The sequence below is a fragment of the Brachybacterium sp. genome (assembly GCF_036379615.1).
Classification (GTDB): Bacteria; Actinomycetota; Actinomycetes; order Actinomycetales; family Dermabacteraceae; genus Brachybacterium.
On sequence record NZ_DASVGJ010000048.1, the window covers coordinates 1 to 14,854 of the forward strand.

General features: G+C 69.0%; 12 protein-coding genes. 9 read left to right on the forward strand and 3 right to left on the reverse strand.

The features are described 5' to 3' along the window. Positions 1-59: 59 nt before the first annotated feature. The 3 genes from VF289_RS09210 to VF289_RS09220 all read right to left on the reverse strand — a co-directional run bounded on the left by VF289_RS09210 (position 60) and on the right by VF289_RS09220 (position 3,677). Complete coding sequence (locus tag VF289_RS09210; RefSeq protein ID WP_330883320.1) at positions 60-779, reverse strand: L-ribulose-5-phosphate 4-epimerase; 720 nt, start codon at positions 777-779, stop codon at positions 60-62. A gap of 52 nt (positions 780-831) precedes the next feature. Then, on the reverse strand, positions 832-2,499 hold the full coding sequence (locus VF289_RS09215; protein WP_330883322.1) for a xylulokinase: 1,668 nt from the start codon (positions 2,497-2,499) through the stop codon (positions 832-834). Positions 2,500-2,654: 155 nt separating this feature from the next. Continuing rightward, on the reverse strand, positions 2,655-3,677 hold the full coding sequence (locus VF289_RS09220; protein WP_330883324.1) for a LacI family DNA-binding transcriptional regulator: 1,023 nt from the start codon (positions 3,675-3,677) through the stop codon (positions 2,655-2,657). A 330-nt stretch (positions 3,678-4,007) separates the two neighbouring features. Here VF289_RS09220 and chvE point away from each other — a divergent pair, with 330 nt between their 5' ends. The 9 genes from chvE (at position 4,008) to VF289_RS09265 (ending at position 14,849) form a co-directional block, all read left to right on the forward strand. Beyond that, on the forward strand, positions 4,008-5,159 hold the full coding sequence (chvE, locus tag VF289_RS09225; RefSeq protein WP_330883326.1) for a multiple monosaccharide ABC transporter substrate-binding protein: 1,152 nt from the start codon (positions 4,008-4,010) through the stop codon (positions 5,157-5,159). A gap of 79 nt (positions 5,160-5,238) precedes the next feature. Next, a complete protein-coding gene (gene mmsA / locus VF289_RS09230; RefSeq protein ID WP_330883328.1) occupies positions 5,239-6,780 on the forward strand; it encodes a multiple monosaccharide ABC transporter ATP-binding protein in 1,542 nt (513 codons plus the stop codon). Positions 6,781-6,789: 9 nt separating this feature from the next. After that, the gene (gene mmsB, locus VF289_RS09235) at positions 6,790-7,971 is read left to right on the forward strand and encodes a multiple monosaccharide ABC transporter permease (protein WP_330883330.1); all 1,182 of its coding nucleotides are present in this window, start codon (positions 6,790-6,792) and stop codon (positions 7,969-7,971) included. 334 nt (positions 7,972-8,305) lie between these two features. Further along, positions 8,306-9,676, forward strand: a complete 1,371-nt coding sequence (locus tag VF289_RS09240) for an extracellular solute-binding protein (RefSeq protein ID WP_330883332.1) — start codon at positions 8,306-8,308, stop codon at positions 9,674-9,676. A 17-nt stretch (positions 9,677-9,693) separates the two neighbouring features. Next, entirely contained in the window at positions 9,694-10,647 is a 954-nt protein-coding gene (locus tag VF289_RS09245; RefSeq protein WP_330883334.1) for a sugar ABC transporter permease, read from the forward strand. Position 10,648: 1 nt separating this feature from the next. Then, positions 10,649-11,569: a carbohydrate ABC transporter permease gene (locus VF289_RS09250; protein WP_330883336.1), complete on the forward strand. Its 921-nt coding sequence runs from the start codon at positions 10,649-10,651 to the stop codon at positions 11,567-11,569. Positions 11,570-11,719: 150 nt separating this feature from the next. After that, complete coding sequence (locus VF289_RS09255; protein ID WP_330883338.1) at positions 11,720-12,982, forward strand: ABC transporter substrate-binding protein; 1,263 nt, start codon at positions 11,720-11,722, stop codon at positions 12,980-12,982. Further along, positions 12,979-13,998, forward strand: a complete 1,020-nt coding sequence (locus tag VF289_RS09260; protein ID WP_330883341.1) for a sugar ABC transporter permease — start codon at positions 12,979-12,981, stop codon at positions 13,996-13,998. Before VF289_RS09255 ends, VF289_RS09260 begins: the two co-directional genes overlap by 4 nt. Continuing rightward, entirely contained in the window at positions 13,995-14,849 is an 855-nt protein-coding gene (locus tag VF289_RS09265; protein ID WP_330883342.1) for a carbohydrate ABC transporter permease, read from the forward strand. Before VF289_RS09260 ends, VF289_RS09265 begins: the two co-directional genes overlap by 4 nt. The last annotated feature ends 5 nt before the right edge of the window (positions 14,850-14,854 follow it).

Consider the following 14,854-nt stretch of genomic DNA (forward strand, 5'->3'; position numbering starts at 1 on the left):
TCGAAGGGATTCTGCATGGGGGTCCTCGTCTCTGAGCGGGGGGGGGTGGGGGACCGGCGTCAGCGCTGGCCGTAGACGTTCTGGTAGCGGTCGTACAGGGAGTCGATGTGCTGCGGGTCGATGGACAGCGGCTCCCCGAGCTGGCGGGAGATGTGCACGGTGCGTGCCACCTCCTCCACCATCACTGCGGCCTTCACCGCGGCGCGGGCGTCATTGCCGATCGTGAAGGGGCCGTGGTTCTGCATCAGCACGGCGGGGCTGCGATGCCCTGAGAGGGTCTCGACGATGCCGCGGCCGATGGAGTCGTCACCGATGATCGCGAAGGGGCCGACGGGCACGGGACCGCCGAACTCGTCACCCATCATCGTCAGCACGCAGGGGATCTCCTCGCCGCGCGCGGCCCAGGCGGTGGCGTAGGTGGAGTGGGTGTGGACCACGCCGCCCACCTCGTCCATGTGCGCGTACACGTAGGCGTGCGCGGCGGTGTCGGAGGAGGGTGTCAGCTCATCAGGAGTGCCGTCGACGATCTTCGCGCCGTCCAGGGTGCACACCACCATGTTCTCGGCGCTCAGCTCGTCGTAGGAGACGCCGGAGGGCTTGATGACCAGCAGGCCCGGAACCCCGGGATCGGTCGCGGGCACGCGCTCGGAGACGTTGCCGGCGGTCCAGACCACCAGGCCGTTGCGGGGCAGCTCGGCGTGCAGGGCGGCGACGCGCTCACGGGTCGCGGCGACCGCCTCCTGGGTGGAGGGGGGCAGCTCGGCGAGGACGAGGGTCATGGGGACTCCTGGATCGGGGCGAGGGGTGGGGGATGAGGGCCGACGGGGCGGGTCAGTCGAGCAGCTCGCCGGCCAGCCGCTCGACGGGCAGGGCCGTGCGGTAGCCGCTCAGCCACTGCGCATGACCTGCCATCCCGGCCTCCTCGGGCCGGCGCGTGCTCAGCTGCTGGTCGGCGAACACCTGCTCGGCGAGGAACTCGCTGAGCGAGGCGGGGGAGGAGGCGGGGGAAGCGGCGGCGTCGTCGGATCCGCTCTCCCCGCGGACCTGTGCGGTGAAGGCCGCCAGCAGCGCCATGCCCCAGGCCCCGCCCTCCCCGGCGGAGTCGCCGACGGCGACGGGGGTGGCGATCGCATCGGCCAGCACCTGCTGGGCGATGCCCGCGGTGCGGAAGATGCCGCCGTGGGCGTACATGACGTCCAGCTGCACGCCCTCGTCCTTCAGCAGCGCCTCCATGCCCACCGCGAGCGCGCCGAAGGCACCGTAGAGCTGGGAGCGCATGAAGTTCTCGAGCGTGAAGCGGGCACCCTGCTCCCGCACCAGCAGGGGGCGTCCCGAGGGCACGCCCGTCTGGTGCTCGCCGGAGATGTAGTTGTAGCTGAGCACTCCGCCGGCATCGGCCTCGCCCTCGGCTCCCGCGCCGAAGAGGACGCGGTAGAGCTCCTCGGAGTCGGTGGGGCGGCCCAGCAGCTCGGCGAAGCGGCCGAAGAGCCCCAGCCAGGCGTCGAGGTCCCCGGCGCAGTTGTTGGTGTGGATCATCGCCACCGGATCACCGGCGGGGGTGGTGACCATGTCGATCTCCTCGCGGGGGCCCGAGAGCGGTCCCTCGAGCACCACCATGGCGAAGGCGCTGGTCCCGGCGGAGACGTTGCCGGTGCGGGGGGCGATCGCGTGGGTGGCGACCATGCCGGTGCCCGCATCGCCCTCGGGGGGAGCGGCGACCGCGCCCGGCTGCAGGGTGCCGGTGGGGTCCAGCAGCGCCGCACCCTCGGAGGTGAGGCTGCCGGCGTCCTGCCCGGCGGTGAGCACCTCGGGCAGCACCTCCTTCAGCGACCAGGGCAGGGCGGAGATGCCCTCGAGCGCGGCGAAGCGCTCCAGCTGCTCGGGGTCGAAGCCGTCGCCGGCGGCGGCGATCGGGAACATGCCGCTGGCATCGCCCACTCCGAGCACGAACCGCCCGGTGAGCTGCTGGTGGACGTAGCCGGCCAGGGTGGTGAGCCGGGCGAGCTGCTGCACATGGGCCTCGCCGCCGCGGATCGCATGGAGCAGGTGCGCGATGCTCCAGCGCAGCGGGATGTTCACGCCGAGCGCGCGGCTGAGCTCGGCGGCGGCATCGGTGGTGTAGGTGTTGCGCCAGGTGCGGAAGGGGGCCAGCTGCTCGCCCTCCGCATCGAGGGGGAGGTAGCCGTGCATCATCGCGGAGATGCCCAGGCTCGCGAGCTGCGTGAGCTCGATGCCGTGGCGCTCGCGCACCTCCGCGACCAGCGAGCCGTAGCAGTCCTGGATGCCGGTGCGGACGGCCTCCAGGGAGTAGGTCCAGCTGTCGTCCACCAGCTGGTTCTCCCAGGTGTGAGAGCCGGTGCCCAGCACGGCGCCCGAGTCGTCGATGAGGGCGGCCTTGATGCGGGTGGATCCGAGTTCGAGCCCCAGGTGGGCACGTCCCTCGGCGATGAGGGTGGCCGCGTCGGGAGAGGCGGCGGAGGTCACGGCAGCGTGCGTCATGAGTCCACTGAACCATCCGACCCCCGTCATGTCAACGTTCACATCGAAGGTGTCGGAGACCGTTTCCCCGGAGGTCGGACGCGGCGCGCGGGTCCCTCAGCGCCCCTCGGCGCCCTCAGTGCCCCTCAGAGTTCCCCGGAGCCCCGCAGGACCCCTCAGTGCGTGCGCTCGGGCCGCGTCGAGCGTCGCACCACGAGTCGCGGGGGCAGCGTGCGCGGGCACTGCGACGCGGCGGGGTCTCCGTCCAGCAAGCTCACCAGGTGACGCAGCGCAACGCGTCCCACCTCGACGAACGGCTGCGCGACGGTGGTGAGCGAGGGGATCAGGAACTCCGCGCCGAGCGTGTTGTCGAAGCCGACCACGGCGACGTCCTGCGGCACCCGCAGTCCGTGCTCGTGCAGGGCGTGCAGCACGCCGATCGCGATCATGTCGCTGGCGGCGAAGATCGCCTCGGGCGGGCCGGTGCGGATCAGGTCGGTGGTGAGCTCGTAGCCGGAGCGCGGGGTCCACTCGCCCGGCCCCACCACCTCGCCGTCGAGTCCGAGCTCCTCGAGCGCCGAGGTGAAGCCGAGGCGTCGGGCCCGGGCGTCGAACCAGTCCGCCGGCCCGGCGATGTGGACGATCGAGCGCACGCCGGTGCGCTGCAGGTGCTCGACGACGTGGTGCGCTCCGAGCGCCTGGTCGATGCCGACCACCTCGGCGACGGCCTCCTGCGGGGGCTGGGCGGAGACGGCGACCACCGGCGTGGAGCGCGCGACCTCGGTGACCGCCGGGGTCATCCCCTCGTGGGCGGCGATCGCCAGGATCCCCTCGACACCGGATCCCAGCAGCTCGCCCCCCACCTTCCGGGCGGCGCGCGGATCGGGCGGCATCGAAGTGAGCACCACCGAGTACCCGGCCTCGCGGGCGGCGGCCTCGATCGCGGTGGTGGTCTCAGCAGGGCCGAACAGGGAGAGGTCGTCGGTGAGCACGCCGATCAGCGAGGAGCGGGAGGTCTTCAGCGCGCGCGCCGCCCGGTTGCGGGTATAGCCGAGCTCGGCGATCGCGGCCTGCACCCGTTCGCGGGTCTCGGGCCGGACGATCTCCGGCTCGTTGAGCACGCGGGAGACGGTCTGGTAGGAGACGCCGGCACGGTCGGCGACATCGCCCATGGAGGGGCGGCGCGGAACGGGAGTCATGGGGTCGTCTCCGATCGGGGAAAGGGGAGGCGAGTGCGTCGCAGCCTGGAGGATCATGCCGGTCCCTGCGCAAGCACTTGCCGTCCGTTGCCGAGTTGTGACCCGTTTCGGGGCCCGGCCGGTTGACAGCTGTGTCGATGTGAACGTTACCATTCGAGCGGTCCCCACCGTCGCCGGTGGTGCCGCGCCACGGTCGGCGCGCGGACCGCACAGCAGCTCCGCCGACTCTCCGTCGGCACCGTGGACGGCATGGACGCCGACGGTGCCGCGCAGGCCGGCAGGGCGTCCCTGCTGCACGCAGCAGATGGCGATTTCGACGAGGAGAGTCCCATGCACAACCGCAGAACCTTCATGCTGGGAGCGACGGCCGCAGCGGCCGCGCTCGGACTGGCCGCCTGCGGCGGCGAAGGCGCCGGATCCGGCGGCCCCGACCCCGATGCCGCCCCCAGCGAGCAGACCGTCGGCGTCGCGATGCCGACCCAGACCTACGAGCGCTGGGTGGCCGACGGCAACAACATCAAGAAGGGCCTGGAGGACAAGGGCTTCACGGTCGACATGCAGTACGCGGGTGATGCGATCCCCACCCAGCAGCAGCAGATCGACCAGATGATCAACTCCGGCGTGAGCGTGCTGCTCATCGCCTCGATCGACGGCGCCTCCCTCTCGTCCCAGCTCGACGCCGCAGCCGACGCGGGCATCCCCGTGATCGCCTACGACCGACTGCTCACCGACAGCGAGAACGTCGACTTCTACGTCACCTTCGACAACTACACCGTGGGCGTGAACCAGGCCAACGCGCTGCTGTTCGGCCTGGGTCTGCTCGACGAGAGCTTCGAGCCGGCCGGCGACGCCCCCGAGGGCCCGCTGAACGTCGAGCTCTTCGCCGGGTCGCTCGACGACAACAACGCCCACCTGTTCTGGCAGGGCGCGATCGACACCCTGAAGCCCTTCTTCGACGACGGGACCCTGGAGGTCCCCTCCGGGCAGATGGACATCGACCAGGCCGCCACCCAGCGCTGGGAGCAGGAGACCGCCCAGAAGCGCATGGAGACCCTGCTGACCACCCACTACAACGGGGGGACCGAGCTGGACGGCGTGCTGGCCCCGGCCGATCCGCTCTCGCGCGGCATCATCAACGCCCTGCAGAACCGGGGCCTCGGCCCCACCATCGAGGAGGGCCTGCCGGTCGTCACCGGGCAGGACGCGGAGATCGCCTCGATCAAGCTGATCGCCGACGGCGTCCAGCACTCGACCATCTTCAAGGACACCCGCAACCTCGCCGAGCAGGCGATCGTCGCGGCGGAGTCGATCCTCAACGGCGATGAGCCCGAGGCCAACGACACCGAGACCTACGACAACGGCGTGAAGGTCGTCCCCTCGTACCTGCTCGACGTGCAGATGGTGCTGGAGAACAACTACGAGGAGACCATGGTCGACTCCGGCTACTACACCGAGGAGCAGGTCGAGTCCGGCCAGCTCTGAGCAGAGAAGCACAGCAGCACCCGGTGGGGTACCGGCGCGCCCCGCGCCGCCGGTACCCCCTGCCCGAAGGAGGACCCCAGTGGCCGAACACATCCTCGAGATGCGGTCCATCACCAAGCGATTCCCCGGCGTGGTCGCGCTCAAGGACGTGTCGCTCACCGTCGACGATCACGAGATCCACGCGATCTGCGGCGAGAACGGCGCCGGCAAGTCCACTCTCATGAAGGTGCTCTCCGGTGTCGAACCGGCCGGCAGCTACGAGGGCGAGATCCACTACCGCGGCCGTCCCGTCAGCTTCACCTCGATCAACGACTCCGAGGCCGAGGGCATCGTGATCATCCACCAGGAGCTCGCCCTGGTGCCCCACCTCTCCATCGCCGAGAACATCTTCCTGGGCAACGAGCAGGCCCGTGGCGGCGTGATCAGCTGGCACGAGACCAATGCGCGCGCCGCCGAGCTGCTGGAGCGCGTGGGGCTGAAGGAGAAGCCCGTCACGCCCGTCGGCCAGTTGGGCGTGGGCAAGCAGCAGCTTGTCGAGATCGCCAAGGCGCTCTCGAAGAACGTGACGCTGCTGATCCTCGACGAGCCGACCGCGGCCCTGAACGACGACGACTCGGAGCATCTGCTCTCCCTCATCCGTGGCCTGCGGGACGAGGGCGTCACCAGCATCATCATCTCCCACAAGCTCGGGGAGATCGCCGCGATCGCCGACGCCACCACGGTCATCCGCGACGGCTCGACGATCGAGACCATCGACATGCGCGTGCCCGAGCAGGACAGGCCCACGCTCATACCCCGCATCATCAAGGGCATGGTGGGCCGGGACATGGAGAGCCTCTACCCGACGCGCGACGCCGAGATCGGCGAGGAGATCTTCCGGATCGAGGACTGGCACGTCGGCCACCCCACCCAGGCCGGCCGCATCGTCGTCGACGGGGCCTCGCTGACCGTCCGCGCCGGCGAGGTGGTGGGCATCGCCGGGCTGATGGGCGCCGGCCGCACCGAGCTCGCGATGAGCGTGTTCGGCCACTCCTACGGCCGCGACATCTCCGGCACGGCCTACATGCACGGCCGTCCGGTGCAGATGCGCACCGTCGCCGACGCGATCGACGCCGGCATCGCCTACGTCTCCGAGGACCGCAAGCAGTACGGACTGAACCTCATCCAGGACATCCGCACCAACGTCACCGCCGCCGCGCTGAAGAAGATCACCTCCGGCGGCTGGATCAACGGCAACGAGGAGATCGCGGTCGCCGAGCGCTACCGCTCCTCGCTGAACATCAAGACGCCCACGGTGATGGCGAGCGTCGGGAAGCTCTCGGGCGGCAACCAGCAGAAGGTGGTGCTCAGCAAGTGGCTGTACACCGAGCCGGAGGTGCTCATCCTCGATGAGCCCACCCGTGGCGTCGATGTCGGCGCGAAGTACGAGATCTACTCGATCATCAACGAGCTCGCCGAGGCGGGCAAGGCCATCATCGTCATCTCCTCGGAACTGCCCGAGGTGATGGGCGTGGCCGATCGCATCTACACACTGTCCGCGGGTCGGATCACCGGCGAGGTCGCGATCCAGGACGCCACCCAGGAGCACCTCATGGAGCTCATGACCATGGAGAGGGAGTGAGCGCGCCTCATGGCCGGAACTTCTGACATCAAGGAGCTGCTGACGCGCAACATGCGCCAGAGCGGCATCTACATCGCGTTCGTGTTCATCATCGTGCTGTTCGCGATCCTCACCGACGGTGCGCTGCTCAGCCCGGGCAATCTCACCAACCTGGTGCTGCAGTACTCCTACATCCTGATCCTCGCGATCGGCATGGTGATGATCATCGTGGCCGGGCACATCGACCTCTCGGTGGGCTCGGTGGTCGCGCTGACCGGGGCTGTCGCCGCCGTGGTCGTGATCGGCAACGGCCTGCCCTGGTGGGTGGGCGTGCTCGCGGCGCTCGGCACCGGTGTGCTGGTGGGGCTGTGGCAGGGCTTCTGGGTCGCGTACGTGGGCATCCCCGCCTTCATCGTCACCCTGGCCGGCATGCTCATCTTCCGCGGCCTGGCCATGCAGGTCCTCGGCAACGTCTCGCTCTCGCCGTTCCCCGAGCAGTACCAGTACATCTCCGGCGGCTTCCTCAACGGGCTGCTCGGCGGCAACGGCTTCGACGCCTTCACCCTGTTCCTCGCCGCGGCGCTGATCGTGGTGTTCGCGATCCAGCAGTACCGCGGCCGCCTCGCGAAGCTGAAGTACAAGCAGCAGGTCGAGGCCCAGTACCTGTTCTGGGTGAAGAACCTCGCGATCGCCGCCGTGGTGATGGCCTTCGCGTGGCAGCTGGCCCATGCCCGCGGTCTGCCGGTGGTGCTGATCCTGCTGGCCGCGCTGGTGCTCATCTATGGCTTCATCAGCCAGCGCACCATCTTCGGTCGGCACATCTACGCGATGGGCGGCAACCTCCAGGCCGCGCAGCTCTCCGGCGTCAAGACCCGCCGGGTGAACATGTGGCTGTTCGTGAACATGGGGCTGCTCTCGGCGGTCGCGGGCATCGTCTACTCGGCGCGCTCCAACAGCGCCCAGCCCGGCGCCGGCAACATGTTCGAGCTCGATGCGATCGCCGCGGCGTTCATCGGCGGCGCAGCGGTCACCGGCGGCGTGGGCAAGGTCCAGGGCGCCATCATCGGCGGTCTGATCATGGCCGTGATGTCCAACGGCATGTCGATCATGGGCATCTCCCAGCCCACCCAGTCCGTGGTGCGCGGCGTGGTGCTGCTGATCGCCGTCGCCTTCGACGTCTGGAACAAGAAGCGCTCGCAGTCGGGCGCCTGAGCCTCCGCACGCACGGGGCATGACTCGGACCCTCCTGCGAGGGTCCGAGTCATCGTGCTGCCCGGAATCTCCAGAGTGCTGCCCGGAATCTCCAGAAAACGCCGATGACCTGCGGCGGGGGTTCATTGCGTCAGATTCTGCAACGATGTAAGGTCCACCTCAGGAGTGGACGTGAGCTGGCACACAGTGCGCCGCAGTCGGTGGCGCAGGCGCCGACGGTGGCGTCGGCGCGGCGGGCCGGAGAGCTCCTGATCTGCTTCCGCTCTGCTCCCGACTGGATCTGCTCCCGACCTGCTGCTGACTGGACCTGATTCCGACCCGATGGAGTGCTCTGATGAGGAACCGCCCACCCCGCCTCGTGCCCGGAGGATCGCCCTCCACGCCCGCGCTGAGCCGCCGAGGCGTCCTCGGCGCCGGGGCGCTCGCGGCCACCGGCCTCTCGCTCAGCGGCTGCTCGACACCTCTCGGGGCCGGGCTGCTCGGCTCGGAGCTGGACCCCGGCACGGTCGTCTACTGGAACCTGTTCGGCGGCGGTGACGGCGTGCGCATGCAGGACATGCAGGCTGCCTACCGGGAGCAGCACGGTCCCGGCTCCCTGCAGGCGACCACCCTGACCTGGGGAAACCCGTACTACTCGAAGCTGACCCTCTCCACCGTGGGCAATCAGCCGCCGGATGTCGCCGTCGCCCACCTCACCCGGGCGAAGCCGCTGTGGGCGGGCGGTCTCCTGGAGGCGATCACCGAGGAGGACCTGGCGGGCGTCGGCCTCTCCACGACCGACTTCAACGAGCAGGCCTGGTCGACGCAGGTCACCGACGGTCAGAACATCGCCATCCCGATCGACACGCACCCCTTCACGCTCTTCTACCACAGGGAGGTCTGCGAGCAGGCCGGGCTGCTCGACGGCGATGGCCTGCTCATCGACCTCTCCGGCAAGGACACCTTCGAGGCGGCGCTCGCGGAGATCAGCGCCGTCACCGGCGGGCTCGCGATCACGGTCGCCAACGTCTCGGAGACCTCCACCCCGTGGCGCTTCTTCTGGACGCTCTACAACCAGCTCGAGACAGCCACCCCGTTCCTCTCGGAGGACGGCGCGGTGCTGAGCGTGGACGAGGACTCCTTCCTCACCGTGATGACCACCATCCAGGAGTGGGTCGAGAAGGGGTGGCTGAACTCGAACCTCGACTACGCCACCTCGCAGACGGAGATGTTCACCGGGAAGGCCGGCTTCTACCTGCAGGGCGAGTGGGAGATCGCGACCGCGCAGTCGATCGAGGGTCTCGACTTCGGCATGGCGCCGATCCCGCAGCTCTTCGACAGGCCGGCCGTCCAGGCCGACTCCCACACCTTCATCCTGCCCCGCAAGGACCGCTCGCCCGAGCAGCGGAGGCTCGCGATGCAGTTCATCAAGGCCATGCTCGAGCAGAGCCTGCTCTGGGCCGAGGGCGGGCACATCCCCTCCTACCTGCCGACCTTCGAGAGCCCGGAGTTCCAGGCGCTCGAACCGCAGCGCCACTACGCCAGCTCCGCCGACCACGCCGTCTACGACGACCCGGCCTGGTACGGGGGCTCGGGATCCACCTTCGAGGACACCGTCGGGGCTCAGCTGGGGCTCGTCCAGCAGGGGGCCTCGACCCCGGAGCGCGCCCTGGCCGCGATCCGGAGCCAGCTCGAGATCTACACCTCCACCCCGAGCCCCCTCTGACCCGGAAGGCCCACGACATGACGACGACGTCCCCGACCGCCCGACGGTCAGCTCCCCCGGCAGCGCCCCCGCGCCGCACCGCCTCGGTGCGCCGCCGGACGCCGCAGGCCTGGCTCTTCCTGGCCCCCTTCGTGCTCTTCTATGCGGCCTTCATGGTCGGCCCCACGCTCTGGATGGTGATCGCGAGCTTCTTCAACACCTCGACGGTCCGATCGGGTCTCGGCTCCTTCGCCGGGCTCGACAACTACACCGAGATGTTCTCCCGGGACGACTTCTGGTCCTCCCTGTGGCACACCCTCCAGTTCACGCTGTACACCGTGCCGCCGCTGGTGCTGCTCTCCTTCGTCCTGGCGGTGCTGACCAACCGGGCGGCCCGCGGGCAGTGGTTCTTCCGCCTGGCGTTCTTCCTGCCCTTCATCCTGCCCTCGGCCACGATCTCCCTGATCTGGGTCTTCGTGTTCACTCCGTCGACCGGACTCTGGTCGCTGCCCGCACGGCTGCTCGGCCTCGAGCCCGGCAACGGCATGCTCTCGGACCCGCGCACGGCGATGATCGGCGTCGCCATCGCCACCATCTGGTGGACCATCGGCTTCAACTTCGTGCTCTATCTCGCCGGTCTGCAGGAGATCCCCCGCCAGCTGTACGAGGCGGCCGCGGTCGACGGCGCGAGCTCCTGGCAGCAGATCCGCTCCGTGACGATCCCGCTGCTGGCCCGCACCACGGCGCTCGTGATCCTGCTGCAGATCATCGCGAGCCTGAAGATCTTCGACCAGGTCTACCTGATGACCTCGGGCGGGCCCGGCAACTCGACCCAGGTCGCGCTCGGGCTCATCACCGATACGGCGTTCACCGACAACCGCATCGGTGCGGCGTCGGCCGCGTCGGTCCTGCTGTTCCTCATCATCATCGTGATCGCCATCGTCCAGCAGCTGATCAGCCGCGCCGGGGCGAAGCGCGAGGAGGCCTCCTGACATGACTCTCACCGATCCTCGTCCCACCGGGACCCGCAAGCGCCGCTCCGTCGTCTCGGGCGCAGCCCCCGCTCAGGCCGGCGCCCACGCCGGTGGCGGTGGCGGCCGCACCTTCGCCATCGTCTCCACGGTGATCCTCGTGGGCTTCGCGATCATCTGGCTGATCCCGAGCCTGTTCGCGATCAAGACCTCCCTCACCGACAACGGCGTCGCCGCCCTCGGCGCCCAGGAGATCCTCAGCGACTGGAGCCCCACGCTGGAGGCGTACCTGAGCCTCATGAGGCAGGGCGACATCTGGAACTGGTACCTCTCCAGCGCAGTGACCTCGGTGGTCACGGCGGTGCTGACGCTGCTGTTCGCCTCGATGGCGGCCTTCGCCCTGTCCCGTATGGAGTTCCGCGGCCGGGCGATCATCTACATGGCGATCATCATCGGACTGATGATCCCCAGTCAGGTGCTGATCGTGCCGATCTTCGAGGAGCTGCGCCTGCTGCAGCTGCTGAACACCTACTGGGCGGTTATCCTGCCGCAGGTGCCCTCGGTGATCGCGGTGTTCATCTTCAAGCAGTTCTTCGACGGGATCCCCCGGGAGCTGGAGGAGGCCGCACGCGTGGACGGCGCCGGCTCCTGGCGCATCTACTGGTCCGTCGTGATGCCGCTGTCGCGGCCCGTCATCGCCGCGGTCGCGATCCTCACCTTCGTGTGGACCTGGAACAACCTGCTGCTGCCGCTGTTCGTTATGTCGAATCCGAGCCTGATGACGATCCCGGTGGGCCTGGCCACGGTGCAGGGCAGCTTCGGGCTGCGCTATGCGGACATCCAGGCCGGCGCGATCCTCGCCGCCCTCCCGCTGGTGGTGCTGTACATGTTCTTCCAGCGTCAGATCGTGGAGGGCGTGACCGGCTCCGGCCTGAAGGGGTGAGCCGCGGCGACACGGGGACACGGCGACACAGCGTCACGGCGACACAGCGGAAATCTGTGACCTGATGGTGATCCTGATCACCGATTACAACGTTAGACTCCTGCCAGCGCCGCGCTGTGGCGACGCGATCCCGCCTCAAAGGAGATGGCCATGATCAGCAGGAATCAGTCCCCTCGATTCTCACGTCGTAATGCTCTCGGTCTCGGCGGCATGGCGCTCGCCGGCGCCGGCCTCGCCGCGTGCGGCGGCAACACCGGAGGCCTCACCGGCGGAGGAGGGGGAGGGGAGACCCTCTCGCAGTGGTACCACCAGTACGGCGAGGAGGGCACGCAGCAGGCCGCCACCACCTACGCCGAGTCCTATGAGGACGCGACGGTGAACGTCAACTGGGTCACCGGTGACTACGCCGCCCGCCTCTCCACCGCCCTGCTCTCGGGCGGCGGCGTCGACGTCTTCGAGAACAACGGCATCGCGGTCGACCAGGCCCAGCAGGGCCGCTACGTCGACCTCACCGACATCATGGAGCCGGTCAAGGACCAGTTCAACGAGGCCTCGCTGGGGCCGGTCACGATCGACGGCAAGATCTGGGGCATCCCCATGATCCTGGATCCGCAGCACTTCTACTACCGCAAGAGCCTCTTCGAGAAGGCGGGGATCTCGCCGCCGGAGACCTGGGAGGACCTCGTCGCCGCGGCGACCGAGCTCACCACGCCCGATCAGAAGGGCCTGTTCCTGGGCAACAACTACGACGCCAGCGCCTGGGCGATGATCTGGGCCGCGGGCGGCTCCCCGATGAACGAGGCGAAGGATGCGGTCGCCTACAACACCCCCGGCTACGCCGACGGACTCGGCCAGGTCCAGCAGATGATCAAGGACGACGTGCTGCTCACCGGCGCCCCGTCGGACTGGGCGGATCCCGCGGCGTTCGCGGCCGGGCTCGCCGCGATCACCTGGGGCGGCTGCTGGGCGCTGCCCGCGCTCGAGGCGGAGCTCGACGACATCGGGGTGTTCCCGCATCCCGCCGTCGGCTCCGACGGCCGCCAGGTCGCTTTCATGGGCTCCTGGAACGAGCAGGTCGCCGGCAACAGCGAGAAGATCGACGCGGCCAAGGCCTTCGCCACGTGGCTGTGGGTGGACCAGACCGATCACCAGATCGACTGGTCCCTCAGCTACGGCTTCCACATCCCGCCGATCACCGCCGTGGCCGATCAGGCCGAGGCCCTCAAGGAGGGCAACGGCCTCGAGATCGCCACCATGGCCAAGGAGATGGGCGTGACCGGCCCGCCGGAGTACACCGGTGACATCGGCACCCCGCGCGACGACGCGGTGAGCAACATCCTCAAGAACGGCGCCGATCCCGCCGAGGAGCTCGCCAAGGCCGAGGAGGCCAGCAACCGGGCCATCGCGTCGTGAGCACGTCGGCCCCCGTGCGGGCCGCCGCCCCCGCGGCGACCCGCACCGGCCCGACCCGGATCAAGGGCAACGGACTCGCCTTCTGGCTGTTCTTCACCCCGTTCCTGGTGGGCCTGTGCGTCTTCACGATCCTGCCGCTGCTGTGGGGCGGGACTCTGAGCCTCTTCGAGGCGCGCGGCACCGTGCTGCCCACGAAGTTCATCGGCCTGGACAACTTCCGGGGATTCCTCGTCGACACCGCGTTCCTGCAGTCGCTGCGCACCTTCATCGTGTTCGCGCTGTTCATCGTGCCGGTGACGATGGCGGTCTCGCTCGGCCTCGCCGTGCTGGTCAACGGGCTGCCCCGGTTCCAGACCTTCTTCCGCTCGGTGTTCTTCCTGCCCACCGCCTGCAGCTACGTCGTCGCCTGCGTCGTCTGGCGGCTCTCGCTGTTCAACGGCCTCGAATCCGGGGTGGTCAACCAGCTGCTGGGCGTGGTCGGGCTCGACTCGATCTCGGCGTGGCTCTCCGCCTCGCCGTACTGGTGGATCGTGCTGGTCACCGTGCGGCTGTGGCTCCAGGTCGGCTTCTACATGCTGCTGTTCCTCGCGGGGCTGCAGGCGATCCCGACCCAGATGTACGAGGCGGCGTCGGTGGACGGGCTGAACCCCGGCGGCTTCAGGATGTTCCGACTGATCACGCTGCCGCAGCTGCGCACCACCTCCGCCGCGGTGCTGCTGCTCCTGCTCATCGCGTCCTTCCAGGCGTTCGACGAGTTCTACAACCTCACCGGCAACAATCCCGAGACGCGGCCTCCGCTGGTCTATCTCTACAACATCGCCCTCGGCCCGCAGCAGGACTTCGGCCGTGGCTCGGCGGGCGCCCTGGTGCTCACCGCGATCATGGTCCTCGCCGGGCTCCTGCAGACCTGGCTGGTGGGCTTCGGCTCGAACGACGACGCCGGCCGCCGACGCTTCGGCTTGCTGCGGGGACGCCGCGGCGGACGGTCCGGCGCGGAGAAGGAGGTGCGGCGATGACCGCTCAGCTGAACATCGTCGGTCAGAACCGCAGCAGCGCCGGCCTGGTGCTGCGCTATGCGGTCGCCTCCGTGCTCGCCCTGGTCTTCCTCATCCCGTTCTACGCGATGATCAAGACGGCGCTGTCCACGAACGAGGAGATCTATTCGCAGGACTTCGTCTTCTGGCCCAGCGATCCGCAGTGGCAGCGCATCCCCGAGCTGTTCGCGGATCCGCGGTACCTCGACGCCCTGATGAACTCTGCGATCATGGCGATCGTCTCGACCTCGCTCTCGATCCTGATCGCGGCGCTGGCCGGGTATGCCCTGGTGCGGATCCCGCACCGGGCGGCGAAGCCGATGTTCATCCTGGTGATCGTGGTGCTGCTGGTGCCGGCGACCACCGCGTTCGTCCCGAACTTCATCATCGTCGCGTCGCTGGGCTGGATCGGCACCCTGCAGGGCCTGATCGTGCCGGGCCTGTTCAGCGCCTTCAACGTGTTCCTGTTCCGGCAGTTCTATGTGAACTTCCCGCGGGAGATCGAGGAGGCGGCCTACATCGACGGCGCGGGCTTCTTCCGCACCTTCTTCCGGATCGTCTTCCCGAACACCCTGCCCTTCGCCTCGGCGCTCACGGTGCTGGGCCTGATCGGCTCGTGGAACGCGTTCCTGTGGCCGCTGGTGGTCGCGGGGGACGGGCAGAACGCGATGACGGTGCAGATCTACCTCTCCTCCTTCCTCACCGCGCAGACCTTCGACTACGGCGGTCTGTTCATGGCGGCGACGATCAGCCTGATCCCGGTGCTGCTGGTCTTCTTCGTGCTGCAGCGCTATCTGGTGGCGGGCATCGCGGCGACGGGGCTGAAGGGGTGACCGGG

What these genes read in the sequence shown, in the direction of transcription:
- VF289_RS09210 (WP_330883320.1), bottom strand. Translation starts at nt 779, where the DNA reads ATGACCCTCGTCCTCGCCGAGCTGCCCCCCTCCACCCAGGAGGCGGTC.
- VF289_RS09215 (WP_330883322.1), bottom strand. Translation starts at nt 2,499, where the DNA reads ATGACGCACGCTGCCGTGACCTCCGCCGCCTCTCCCGACGCGGCCACC.
- VF289_RS09220 (WP_330883324.1), bottom strand. Translation starts at nt 3,677, where the DNA reads ATGACTCCCGTTCCGCGCCGCCCCTCCATGGGCGATGTCGCCGACCGT.
- chvE (WP_330883326.1), top strand. Translation starts at nt 4,008, where the DNA reads ATGCACAACCGCAGAACCTTCATGCTGGGAGCGACGGCCGCAGCGGCC.
- mmsB (WP_330883330.1), top strand. Translation starts at nt 6,790, where the DNA reads ATGGCCGGAACTTCTGACATCAAGGAGCTGCTGACGCGCAACATGCGC.
- VF289_RS09240 (WP_330883332.1), top strand. Translation starts at nt 8,306, where the DNA reads ATGAGGAACCGCCCACCCCGCCTCGTGCCCGGAGGATCGCCCTCCACG.
- VF289_RS09245 (WP_330883334.1), top strand. Translation starts at nt 9,694, where the DNA reads ATGACGACGACGTCCCCGACCGCCCGACGGTCAGCTCCCCCGGCAGCG.
- VF289_RS09250 (WP_330883336.1), top strand. Translation starts at nt 10,649, where the DNA reads ATGACTCTCACCGATCCTCGTCCCACCGGGACCCGCAAGCGCCGCTCC.
- VF289_RS09255 (WP_330883338.1), top strand. Translation starts at nt 11,720, where the DNA reads ATGATCAGCAGGAATCAGTCCCCTCGATTCTCACGTCGTAATGCTCTC.
- VF289_RS09265 (WP_330883342.1), top strand. Translation starts at nt 13,995, where the DNA reads ATGACCGCTCAGCTGAACATCGTCGGTCAGAACCGCAGCAGCGCCGGC.